The sequence below is a fragment of the Bacillus paranthracis genome (assembly GCF_024296885.1).
Taxonomy (GTDB): Bacteria; Bacillota; Bacilli; order Bacillales; family Bacillaceae_G; genus Bacillus_A; species Bacillus_A paranthracis.
This window is the reverse complement of sequence record NZ_CP101135.1, coordinates 4618424-4630000: the sequence shown is the minus strand read 5'-3', so window position 1 is coordinate 4630000 and position 11577 is coordinate 4618424. Positions and strand designations below refer to the sequence as shown.

At 42.3% G+C, this 11577-nt stretch carries 3 protein-coding genes, 22 tRNA genes and 2 rRNA genes (1 of these 27 running past the window's edge); 25 read left to right on the top strand and 2 right to left on the bottom strand.

Annotated features, from left to right (window positions below):
• The 25 genes from NLJ82_RS24040 to NLJ82_RS23920 form a co-directional block, all read left to right on the top strand.
• Positions 1 to 2338, top strand: a 23S ribosomal RNA gene (locus NLJ82_RS24040); it begins 585 nt to the left of the window's first position.
• A gap of 102 nt (positions 2339 to 2440) precedes the next feature.
• Positions 2441 to 2556, top strand: a 5S ribosomal RNA gene (gene rrf / locus NLJ82_RS24035).
• 4 nt (positions 2557 to 2560) lie between these two features.
• Positions 2561 to 2636 (top strand) — tRNA-Val (locus NLJ82_RS24030).
• Between the two features lie 4 nt (positions 2637 to 2640).
• Positions 2641 to 2716, top strand: a tRNA-Thr gene (locus NLJ82_RS24025).
• A 9-nt stretch (positions 2717 to 2725) separates the two neighbouring features.
• Positions 2726 to 2801 (top strand) — tRNA-His (locus NLJ82_RS24020).
• 22 nt (positions 2802 to 2823) lie between these two features.
• Positions 2824 to 2904: transfer RNA gene (locus tag NLJ82_RS24015), tRNA-Leu, on the top strand.
• Positions 2905 to 2933: 29 nt separating this feature from the next.
• Positions 2934 to 3008 (top strand) — tRNA-Gly (locus tag NLJ82_RS24010).
• 16 nt (positions 3009 to 3024) lie between these two features.
• Positions 3025 to 3113 (top strand) — tRNA-Leu (locus NLJ82_RS24005).
• A 3-nt stretch (positions 3114 to 3116) separates the two neighbouring features.
• Positions 3117 to 3190: transfer RNA gene (locus NLJ82_RS24000), tRNA-Arg, on the top strand.
• Positions 3191 to 3200: 10 nt separating this feature from the next.
• Positions 3201 to 3274: transfer RNA gene (locus NLJ82_RS23995), tRNA-Pro, on the top strand.
• A gap of 16 nt (positions 3275 to 3290) precedes the next feature.
• Positions 3291 to 3363 (top strand) — tRNA-Ala (locus tag NLJ82_RS23990).
• Positions 3364 to 3383: 20 nt separating this feature from the next.
• Positions 3384 to 3460, top strand: a tRNA-Met gene (locus NLJ82_RS23985).
• Positions 3461 to 3464: 4 nt separating this feature from the next.
• A tRNA-Ile gene (locus tag NLJ82_RS23980) sits at positions 3465 to 3541 on the top strand.
• A 17-nt stretch (positions 3542 to 3558) separates the two neighbouring features.
• Positions 3559 to 3651 (top strand) — tRNA-Ser (locus NLJ82_RS23975).
• A 27-nt stretch (positions 3652 to 3678) separates the two neighbouring features.
• Positions 3679 to 3755: transfer RNA gene (locus NLJ82_RS23970), tRNA-Met, on the top strand.
• Between the two features lies 1 nt (position 3756).
• Positions 3757 to 3832 (top strand) — tRNA-Asp (locus tag NLJ82_RS23965).
• A gap of 12 nt (positions 3833 to 3844) precedes the next feature.
• Positions 3845 to 3920, top strand: a tRNA-Phe gene (locus NLJ82_RS23960).
• A 14-nt stretch (positions 3921 to 3934) separates the two neighbouring features.
• Positions 3935 to 4010, top strand: a tRNA-Thr gene (locus NLJ82_RS23955).
• Positions 4011 to 4020: 10 nt separating this feature from the next.
• Positions 4021 to 4096: transfer RNA gene (locus tag NLJ82_RS23950), tRNA-Lys, on the top strand.
• A 13-nt stretch (positions 4097 to 4109) separates the two neighbouring features.
• A tRNA-Gly gene (locus NLJ82_RS23945) sits at positions 4110 to 4180 on the top strand.
• Positions 4181 to 4190: 10 nt separating this feature from the next.
• Positions 4191 to 4267 (top strand) — tRNA-Ile (locus tag NLJ82_RS23940).
• Positions 4268 to 4274: 7 nt separating this feature from the next.
• Positions 4275 to 4349 (top strand) — tRNA-Asn (locus NLJ82_RS23935).
• Positions 4350 to 4356: 7 nt separating this feature from the next.
• Positions 4357 to 4447: transfer RNA gene (locus NLJ82_RS23930), tRNA-Ser, on the top strand.
• Between the two features lie 6 nt (positions 4448 to 4453).
• Positions 4454 to 4525: transfer RNA gene (locus tag NLJ82_RS23925), tRNA-Glu, on the top strand.
• A 655-nt stretch (positions 4526 to 5180) separates the two neighbouring features.
• On the top strand, positions 5181 to 6125 hold the full coding sequence (locus NLJ82_RS23920) for an L-lactate dehydrogenase (protein ID WP_000715338.1): 945 nt from the start codon (positions 5181 to 5183) through the stop codon (positions 6123 to 6125).
• A 179-nt stretch (positions 6126 to 6304) separates the two neighbouring features.
• On the opposite strand, the gene NLJ82_RS23915 is transcribed toward NLJ82_RS23920, so the two are convergent.
• Together NLJ82_RS23915 and NLJ82_RS23910 are read right to left on the bottom strand one after the other, a co-directional pair.
• Complete coding sequence (locus NLJ82_RS23915) at positions 6305 to 10528, bottom strand: S8 family serine peptidase (protein ID WP_000728883.1); 4224 nt, start codon at positions 10526 to 10528, stop codon at positions 6305 to 6307.
• Between the two features lie 32 nt (positions 10529 to 10560).
• Positions 10561 to 11166, bottom strand: coding sequence for a CalY family protein (locus NLJ82_RS23910; protein ID WP_000053925.1), 606 nt, complete (start codon positions 11164 to 11166; stop codon positions 10561 to 10563).
• Positions 11167 to 11577: the final 411 nt, after the last annotated feature.

Genomic DNA, 11577 nt, shown 5'->3' with positions numbered 1-11577 from the left:
CCCGTTAACGGGTGATGGCGTGCCTTTTGTAGAATGAACCGGCGAGTTACGATCCCGTGCGAGGTTAAGCTGAAGAGGCGGAGCCGCAGCGAAAGCGAGTCTGAATAGGGCGTTTAGTACGTGGTCGTAGACCCGAAACCAGGTGATCTACCCATGTCCAGGGTGAAGTTCAGGTAACACTGAATGGAGGCCCGAACCCACGCACGTTGAAAAGTGCGGGGATGAGGTGTGGGTAGCGGAGAAATTCCAATCGAACCTGGAGATAGCTGGTTCTCCCCGAAATAGCTTTAGGGCTAGCCTTAAGTGTAAGAGTCTTGGAGGTAGAGCACTGATTGGACTAGGGGTCCTCATCGGATTACCGAATTCAGTCAAACTCCGAATGCCAATGACTTATCCTTAGGAGTCAGACTGCGAGTGATAAGATCCGTAGTCAAAAGGGAAACAGCCCAGACCGCCAGCTAAGGTCCCAAAGTGTGTATTAAGTGGAAAAGGATGTGGAGTTGCTTAGACAACTAGGATGTTGGCTTAGAAGCAGCCACCATTTAAAGAGTGCGTAATAGCTCACTAGTCGAGTGACTCTGCGCCGAAAATGTACCGGGGCTAAATACACCACCGAAGCTGCGGATTGATACCGAATGGTATCAGTGGTAGGGGAGCGTTCTAAGGACAGTGAAGTCAGACCGGAAGGACTGGTGGAGTGCTTAGAAGTGAGAATGCCGGTATGAGTAGCGAAAGACGGGTGAGAATCCCGTCCACCGAATGCCTAAGGTTTCCTGAGGAAGGCTCGTCCGCTCAGGGTTAGTCAGGACCTAAGCCGAGGCCGACAGGCGTAGGCGATGGACAACAGGTTGATATTCCTGTACCACCTCTTTATCGTTTGAGCAATGGAGGGACGCAGAAGGATAGAAGAAGCGTGCGATTGGTTGTGCACGTCCAAGCAGTTAGGCTGATAAGTAGGCAAATCCGCTTATCGTAAAGGCTGAGCTGTGATGGGGAAGCTCCTTATGGAGCGAAGTCTTTGATTCCCCGCTGCCAAGAAAAGCTTCTAGCGAGATAAAAGGTGCCTGTACCGCAAACCGACACAGGTAGGCGAGGAGAGAATCCTAAGGTGTGCGAGAGAACTCTGGTTAAGGAACTCGGCAAAATGACCCCGTAACTTCGGGAGAAGGGGTGCTTTCTTAACGGAAAGCCGCAGTGAATAGGCCCAAGCGACTGTTTAGCAAAAACACAGCTCTCTGCGAAGCCGTAAGGCGAAGTATAGGGGGTGACACCTGCCCGGTGCTGGAAGGTTAAGGAGAGGGGTTAGCGTAAGCGAAGCTCTGAACTGAAGCCCCAGTAAACGGCGGCCGTAACTATAACGGTCCTAAGGTAGCGAAATTCCTTGTCGGGTAAGTTCCGACCCGCACGAAAGGTGTAACGATTTGGGCACTGTCTCAACCAGAGACTCGGTGAAATTATAGTACCTGTGAAGATGCAGGTTACCCGCGACAGGACGGAAAGACCCCGTGGAGCTTTACTGTAGCCTGATATTGAATTTTGGTACAGTTTGTACAGGATAGGCGGGAGCCTTTGAAACCGGAGCGCTAGCTTCGGTGGAGGCGCTGGTGGGATACCGCCCTGACTGTATTGAAATTCTAACCTACGGGTCTTATCGACCCGGGAGACAGTGTCAGGTGGGCAGTTTGACTGGGGCGGTCGCCTCCTAAAGTGTAACGGAGGCGCCCAAAGGTTCCCTCAGAATGGTTGGAAATCATTCGTAGAGTGCAAAGGCATAAGGGAGCTTGACTGCGAGACCTACAAGTCGAGCAGGGACGAAAGTCGGGCTTAGTGATCCGGTGGTTCCGCATGGAAGGGCCATCGCTCAACGGATAAAAGCTACCCCGGGGATAACAGGCTTATCTCCCCCAAGAGTCCACATCGACGGGGAGGTTTGGCACCTCGATGTCGGCTCATCGCATCCTGGGGCTGTAGTCGGTCCCAAGGGTTGGGCTGTTCGCCCATTAAAGCGGTACGCGAGCTGGGTTCAGAACGTCGTGAGACAGTTCGGTCCCTATCCGTCGTGGGCGTAGGAAATTTGAGAGGAGCTGTCCTTAGTACGAGAGGACCGGGATGGACGCACCGCTGGTGTACCAGTTGTTCTGCCAAGGGCATAGCTGGGTAGCTATGTGCGGAAGGGATAAGTGCTGAAAGCATCTAAGCATGAAGCCCCCCTCAAGATGAGATTTCCCATAGCGTAAGCTAGTAAGATCCCTGAAAGATGATCAGGTTGATAGGTTCGAGGTGGAAGCATGGTGACATGTGGAGCTGACGAATACTAATAGATCGAGGACTTAACCATATAATATGAAGCAATGTTATCTAGTTTTGAAAGAATATAAAAAAACTTGTTGACTTTCAAAGTTAAATGAGTTACAATAATTCTTGTCTTAAATGAATACAGTCTGGTAATGATGGCAGAGAGGTCACACCCGTTCCCATACCGAACACGGAAGTTAAGCTCTCTAGCGCCGATGGTAGTTGGGACCTTGTCCCTGTGAGAGTAGGACGTTGCCAGGCAAATGGAGGATTAGCTCAGCTGGGAGAGCACCTGCCTTACAAGCAGGGGGTCGGCGGTTCGATCCCGTCATCCTCCACCATTTAGCCGACTTAGCTCAATTGGTAGAGCAACTGACTTGTAATCAGTAGGTTGGGGGTTCAAGTCCTCTAGTCGGCACCAGAAATCATGGCGGTTGTGGCGAAGTGGTTAACGCACCGGATTGTGGCTCCGGCATTCGTGGGTTCGATTCCCATCAGTCGCCCCATTTTTCTTAAATAAATTAATATGCGGGTGTGGCGGAATTGGCAGACGCACCAGACTTAGGATCTGGCGCCTTTGGCGTGGGGGTTCGACTCCCTTCACCCGCACTTTTAATTAAATAACTCATACATGTCTTGCGGAAGTAGTTCAGTGGTAGAATACAACCTTGCCAAGGTTGGGGTCGCGGGTTCGAATCCCGTCTTCCGCTCCAATTTTCAATATGACATGCCGGGGTGGCGGAACAGGCAGACGCACAGGACTTAAAATCCTGCGGTGGGTGACCACCGTGCGGGTTCGACCCCCGCCCTCGGCACCATATGCGCCCGTAGCTCAATTGGATAGAGCGTTTGACTACGGATCAAGAGGTTAGGGGTTCGACTCCTCTCGGGCGCGCTTTTATTAACGGGAAGTGGCTCAGCTTGGTAGAGCACCTGGTTTGGGACCAGGGGGTCGCAGGTTCAAATCCTGTCTTCCCGATATTCCCAAAAAACATGGGGCCTTAGCTCAGCTGGGAGAGCGCCTGCCTTGCACGCAGGAGGTCAGCGGTTCGATCCCGCTAGGCTCCACTTATTTTAATATCATTTATGGCGGTGTAGCTCAGCTGGCTAGAGCGTACGGTTCATACCCGTGAGGTCGGGGGTTCGATCCCCTCCGCCGCTACCATAAAGGACCTTTAGCTCAGCTGGTTAGAGCAGACGGCTCATAACCGTCCGGTCGTAGGTTCGAGTCCTACAAGGTCCACCATTAGAAGTTTATATCTCGGAGGTATACCCAAGTTCGGCTGAAGGGATCGGTCTTGAAAACCGACAGGCGGCGAGAGTCGCGCGGGGGTTCGAATCCCTCTACCTCCTCCATTTTTTCTTAATTAAATATTTTATCGTCGCGGGGTGGAGCAGTCTGGTAGCTCGTCGGGCTCATAACCCGAAGGTCGCAGGTTCAAATCCTGTCCCCGCAACCAAGGTCCCGTGGTGTAGTGGTTAACATGCCTGCCTGTCACGCAGGAGATCGCCGGTTCGACCCCGGTCGGGACCGCCATTTTTACATAAAGGCTCGGTAGCTCAGTCGGTAGAGCAGAGGACTGAAAATCCTCGTGTCGGCGGTTCGATTCCGTCCCGAGCCACCATTTTGAAGTCGCAAGCCGGCTTAGCTCAATTGGTAGAGCAACTGACTTGTAATCAGTAGGTTGGGGGTTCAAGTCCTCTAGCCGGCACCACTTTCAAAATGAGCCATTAGCTCAGTTGGTAGAGCATCTGACTTTTAATCAGAGGGTCGAAGGTTCGAGTCCTTCATGGCTCACCATTTACAATTTAATGCGGGTGTAGTTTAGTGGTAAAACAAGAGCCTTCCAAGCTCTGGTCGAGAGTTCGATTCTCTTCACCCGCTTTTCAATTATGGGCCTATAGCTCAGCTGGTTAGAGCGCACGCCTGATAAGCGTGAGGTCGATGGTTCGAGTCCATTTAGGCCCACCATAATTGTTCCGCAGTAGCTCAGTGGTAGAGCTATCGGCTGTTAACCGATCGGTCGTAGGTTCGAGTCCTACCTGCGGAGCCATATTTATAGAGAAGTACCCAAGTGGCTCAAGGGGCTCCCCTGCTAAGGGAGTAGATCGCGAACGCGGTGCGAGGGTTCGAATCCCTTCTTCTCTGCCAGTAATTGGCCCGTTGGTCAAGTGGTTAAGACACCGCCCTTTCACGGCGGTAACACGGGTTCGAATCCCGTACGGGTCATATTAAAAGAGATAGCATAATCTGCTATCTCTTTTTTGTTGTGTAAAAGTGATACTCAAGGTCATTAACGAAATGGCACTTAGAAATATATCATAGCTGGGAAGATCCTAAGGAATTAGTTGTAGAGTTATTAGATACAGTTGAATAATAAAATCGAAATACGGGTTGTTCAAATAAAGCATGCTGCATTAGGAACTACCGCGGAAAATAAATAATATATAGAAGAAGCTGTCTCTCAGTAGGTAATCTACTGAAGACAGCTTTTTTATGTTGTCATTATTGTCGAGTTTTGTCGGTAAGTCGATATTCCTTGTCGAATCGCCGATATAATTTGATTTACGATCGATATATTATAAAAATCGTTGATATATTTAAATAATCGTCGATATAATTTCACTTACCGATAAAACGGAACTATTTCACGTTCACAATCTAAAGAAAACGCCTCCATTGAAATGGATTCCACACCTATTCTAATAACTTTACACTCTATGTGAAAAAGTTCACAAATAGGTCATAATTTGTGAAGTAATTCACAATAATACGTGCTACAATATGAATGTAAAGAAGTTAAACAACATTAAATTAGTATTTTAATTAATTACTTAAACAATCATAAAAAAATATATGTGAACAATAGAGAGGGGAAATTACCATGAAAAAAGGTATCAATCGTGTAGTATTAGTAGGAACAGGAGCTGTAGGTTGTAGTTACGCTTACTCAATGATCAACCAAGGTGTAGCTGAAGAATTCGTATTAGTAGATGTTAATGAAGCAAAAGCAGAAGGGGAAGCAATGGACTTAAGCCATGCGGTACCATTCTCTCCATCACCAACAAAAGTTTGGAGCGGTAGCTATGCAGATTGTAAAGATGCAGATTTAGTAGTTATCACTGCTGGATTACCACAAAAGCCAGGTGAAACTCGTTTAGACTTAGTTGAGAAAAATACAAAGATCTTTAAACAAATCGTTCGCGGTATTATGGATAGCGGATTCGATGGAATCTTCTTAATCGCAACTAACCCAGTTGATATTTTAACTTACGTAACTTGGAAAGAATCTGGTCTACCAAAAGAGCGTGTAATTGGTTCTGGTACTACTTTAGACTCTGCTCGTTTCCGTTACATGTTAGGTGACTACTTAGATGTAGATCCACGTAACGTTCATGCTTACATCGTTGGTGAACACGGTGACACTGAACTTCCAGTATGGAGTCACGCTACTATCGGTGTACAAAAACTAGAAACAATCTTAGCTAACAACGAACAGTACAAACAAGAAGACTTAGACAAAATCTTCGAAAACGTACGTGATGCAGCTTACCATATCATCGAGCGTAAAGGTGCAACTTATTACGGAATCGGTATGTCACTACTTCGTGTAACTAAAGCAATCTTAAACAACGAGAACAGCGTATTAACTGTATCTGCATACCTTGAAGGTCAATACGGTGAGAAAGATGCTTACGTAGGTGTTCCAGCTGTAATTAACCGTGAAGGTGTACGTGAAATCGTAGAGCTTGAGTTAAATGAGGATGAAAAAGCGAAATTTGCTCATTCTGTAAAAGTATTAAAAGAAACAATGGCACCAGTACTATAATAATAATTGCTAAATAATCCAGAAGTGGGGAACTACTTCTTACTTCTGGATTTATATATAATTTAATATAAATTCCTTTTCCGGTTTCCCTTGTATATCCCCAATATACCCCTTTTGCTGGATCAGGGTCGTTTATAGAAAAGAGCACTCTACTTTGGGTAGAGTGCTCTTTATTATTATCATTTTTTAGGCGTTAATCCTAATTTCTTTAAAATATCTGCCAGTGTACCGCTTTTTGATTTTTCAACAGGTGTTTGTGATTTAGATGCATCGGGACCTTTTTTCAAGAAGTTCTTTTCAACGAAGCGAATATCTTTTTCGTCAACAATACCATCTTTATTTAGGTCACCGTCTTTCACAGATACTCCTTTTTTACCATAGTTGCTAGCGATAATTTCAGCATCTTTTATATCAATTACTTTATCGCCATTTACATCACCTGCAAGGTTTTCATCAAGGCGTGCATAATAATATTGGCCAAGTAGCTTACCGTCTTTTTCAGTACCAAGTTTCGTTGTTAGTCGGCTTGTTAAATGCCCTGGTACTTCTACATATAAGTTATAGTCGCGTTTATTAACAGGAAGTCCATTTAGTTTGAAGTATCCGTATTTGTCTAGTGAGCCTTCAAACTTATGACGGTAAGAATCAGTTGCATATACTTTTACGCCAAGCTTTGTATAATCGAATTTCTCATCTAAATAGCCACGTTCATTTAAGAATGCACCAGGTTTAATATTTCCTTCTACTAGTGAGTTTAAAGACATAACTGAGAATGTTTGATCTTGAAGGACACGCATTCTATTTGGCTCTGATTCACCTTGTTTCCAGTAAGCGAACACTGATAAATCTAATTGAGCATTTGCTTCATAAAATTCATCATTTTCTACCTTAAAAGTTATATCAATGAACGGGAAGTCACCATCTAATCCAGCGAAGTTTTTATCATCAATAGCCCCGCCTACTGTAACAGAACCTTCTTCTAGTTTTGATTCATTTATTTTTGCGGTTACCCCTTTTTCAGAAAGGAGTTTTTCAAAAGCAGGATTCAATTTCACATTTGCAAATTTGAAGTTCTTCTCTAGGAATTGTACGTTAAATGCCCCAGCAACGAATTGTTTTACGTGTTTCGCGTTTAGGGTTACTGTGAACTCGTCCCCTTTATATACTTCTTTTTTATCATAACTAGCCTTTGCATATTGAGCTCCTTGCGGGATAAACCAATAATTATTTACACCGCTTGGATAGTCAGGACCTGCAGTTGCATAATCGAAAATATATACGCCTGTGTTCATTGGACCTTCCACTTTAAAGGATTCAGGAGTAATGCCAACTTTAAAGTCTCCGTTTGCATTAATAGGTAAAAACTTATGCAAGTATGGAGAATAGTCATAATACATAACGCCATTCGCTTCTTGCGTAATGTTTAATCCTTTTCCTTTTAAGTAGTCAACGTTTGAATCATACACATTTCCTTTAATCCATAACGCTTTTTTACCATCTTCTACTGTGTAATTTTCTTCATTTAATTCATAAATACCAGGTTTTAATCCAGTTAATTTTACTTCTGGCGGTGTATTATCAATTACGACATAATCACCTTTCACACGTGCTTTTCCAGCTTTATCATAGCCAACAAACTCAATTGTGTAGTCTCCTTCTGGTAAGTTGATTTTCTCATCACCAATTGGTTTTGCAGGATCATTTGTAAAAGGATACACTTTTCCGTTAAAGAAGGATTCTAAGTAGTAATACACATCCGTTTTTAGGCCACTCGTGTTTAATGTTCCAATGAAGCCGAGTGCTTTATTTGTTTTCGAATCTTTCACGATAAGGTCTAACGTTTCAAGTTCGCTATTTAATTGGAATGCCCCGTGAACATATGATTCACCATATGGATTAAACTTTGATGTATCAGTTGAAATTGCTTTTCTTGATAATATGGCATTTTCAATACCAGGCTCTGATACACGAATAGAGAACGGAATTTGATACGTTTCTTCTTTATTTTTCGTATTTGTAATATGAATATATCCTTCATATCGGCCTTGTTTTACACCGGCTGGAACATTAATTTTTGCTTCAATTTCATCTGATTTACCAGCATCAAGTGTAAAAGTTTCTGGAACAGAAACTTTTACACCGTTTGCGATAGCATCGTTAATAGCAGAAGATGCTGGTGTATAAGAAATTTCTGTTTTAAATTCTTTTTTCTCTTGTTTATTATGGTTTTCCACTTTTATATTTCGTTTTTGTTCAAGAGCTTCACTGTCTTTTTGATAGAACTTCCCGAATGCAATGGATCCGGTTTCTTCTGGTACTTCAATTACTTCATCATTTACAACTGTTTTTGTTGTATCTAGCACTTTAAAACTTGTTTCCGTATGAACGGCGTTGTATGCATCTACTCGTCCAGCTCCAACTTCATATACGGAATACTTTTCTTTTAAATCATCAGCTGTGTTCATAAGAGACGCCTTTACATCGAATGGAGAGTATTCTGGGTGTTCTTGTAAAATAAGAGCAGCAACGCCCGCGATATGAGGAGAAGCCATGGATGTTCCTTGCATACGCTCATAGGAAACGTCATAGTTTTCGCCCTCTTGTGGGTCGTTAATATATTCAGGTATTGTTGAAAGTACAGCAACACCAGGCGCTGTAATATCAGGTTTAATATCATCATTTGATGTAACAGGGCCGCGTGAGCTAAAGTCTGCAAGATGATCGCCTTCTGTTTGAATGTAACTAAGTTCGCCAAAGCTAAAGGATGTATTACCTTGTTCGATTTGAGCTTTTAGTTTTTCACCGTCTTCTTTCGTTAGGCGGAATGCTGGAATGTATTTTGTACTTTCGCCAACGTAGAAAGGAATTTCTCCGTCTACATTGTTATAAATAATAACGGCTTTTGCACCTGCTTGTTTTGCATTCGCAATTTTTTCATCAAATGACAGTGTACCGCGTGCAACGAGAGCGATTTTTCCTTTTACATCTTTTTTACTAAACTCGTCAGGCGTACCAATTCCTACAGATTCAATAGGTAAAGTTTGTCCCTTGAAATCTTCTATTTTATCAGTGAAGTTTTTGCCGAATAAAATTAGGTTAGGAAATTGTAATTGTCCAGCATGACCTGATAGTTTCGGTAAGGAAATAGAGCTATCACTTGCGCCGACCGTAATTGCAAATGGAGAAGCACCTGGTGATCCGAGTGTCGCTGGATTTGGACCAGAGTTTCCAGCAGCAACGACTGTAACAACACCAGAAAGCATCGCGTTATTGACAGCGATAGACGTAGGATCAAGCGGATTGTTGCTATCGTCACCTAACGATAAGTTAATAACGTTCATACCGTCAGAAATAGATTTATCGATTGCAGCAATAATACCTGAACTAGCTCCACTTCCGTATGGACCGAGTACACGATAGTTATACAGTTCAATGTCAGGTGCAACACCTTTTACTGCGGAATCTGATTTGTTTTTCTTTTGAGCAGAAACGATACCTGCTACGTGAGTGCCGTGGGCTGTGTAGAAGGAAGAGCCACGATCATCAAATTCAGGAGCGCCAGATTGTTGCCATTCTGTATAAGTTGTTTCCATCGGATCTGCATCGTTATTAATAAAGTCCCAACCTTTTACGGAGTTTGGATCTATCCTGCTAGAGTCTTCGCCAGGTTTTGCGCGATAGCCCTTATACACGTCTTTTAGGTCAGGATGATTGTAATCAATACCTGTATCTAATACACCAACTTTAATTCCTTTTCCAGTAATGCCCTCGCTATGTAACTTATCGACCCCAATTTGCGGAATGCTATCTGTTAGTTTTTGAGGTGCTTTTTGCTCTGCTTGTTTTGGTAAATTTAGTTTCACTTCATAATCTTTCCAAATACGCTTTACAACGCCAATTCGTAACAATTCTTCTACTGTATTTGCAGGTAATGTCAGCGCAACCCCATTTATGGCATGTTTATAAGAACGTTTAATTTGTACTGACTGGAAATTCCCTGACTTTACTGATGGGCTAAATTGATAAAGGCGTTTTAGTCCTTTTTGAAATTCCTCATGCTCTTGATCAATACGCGCTTTTATATTTTCAGGAGCAGCTTGTAATCCTTTTTCTTTTTGTTTTAATTCATTAATCTTTACTGGAGCTGTTTGAAATTCTACAATGATATTTACTGGTTCAGAACTACTTGTATTAATATCTGGCGAGATAGTAAAACCAGGGTTGGCATCTAACGTTTGTAATGCCTGACGCTGTTCTTTAGAAAGTTTTGATAGTAAAGACTGGGCGTTTGAAGAGTCAATTTGATTAATAGGATTTTCAGCAAGTACATTGAACGGAAGGGCAGTTGAAAGCAGAACGCCAGCCGTGACAATTCCGGTAACAAAACGATTTTTCTTTTTCATGTATAAGCCTCCGATAATTTATATTTTAAAATTTATTTCTCCGTGCCTGGTGTTTGCTCTGCATGGAATGTCCAGTTTAGCTGTAAGGAATCACCCTGGAATTTATTTTGATCTTGTTCGTTGTCTTCGAAGGAGAAGAGCACGTGTAAATAATCTGTTTCACCAGATTTAATACCGTCTATTAAGTTATGACGTTCTAGAGAAGTAGCCACATCTTCAGGTTTCATAGTTTTTAATTCTGATAGTTTTGTTTCCCACAAAATTTCATGATCATCGTTTGGATTAGATGGCTTTCCATCATTCACTAAAAATTTGACGATGATGTGATCGCCTAAATCTTCACCATCATTATTTTTTTTTGCATCTGTAACTTCATAGGATGTTTCAAGTGCTACTTTTGCAATATCCAATGACCCTTTATTTTCAAGCGTGAAATTTTTTTCAATAAAGTCACCTGGCTTTAAATCTTTCACATCAACGATTACACTTGGATTAATAGAAAGGTCTAGTGTTCCAGCTTGAAATGAGTTACTAGATGTTTCCGAATCACTGAAGTAGGCGAATACACCGCCGAATGTAAGGGATAAGCCAAGCGTTGCTGTGACAACTCCTATTCCAACCTTTTGTTTTAATGACATAAGAAAGCCCCCCTAATTAAATTTTTATAGCGACTGTTCGTAACAAGGATAAATAAGTAAACATAGTAGTCCGCTATGAATTGTAGTTACGAAAAGTCGGTGTTCTTTATTGAGAACAAGTATATGCTTATCAATTTTCCATTTCAATACAATTGTGACGAAAAATGTTGAGAAACATTTTTTTATGACAGATTATTTTGTTGCGATTTTAAGTGGAAAATAGGATGAAAAAGAGGGTGAAGCTAATAAAATAGAGGTTGAGAAATAAATAGTAAGATGAAAGGCTAGTGAAAAATGAAGCGTTTTCAATGAATATTCGTCAAAATTCGATATTTTATATAGAAATGTGAAAAAAATTCAACATTTTTAAGAAAAAAACGTATATTTTTTATAAATGAACAAGGATATTTC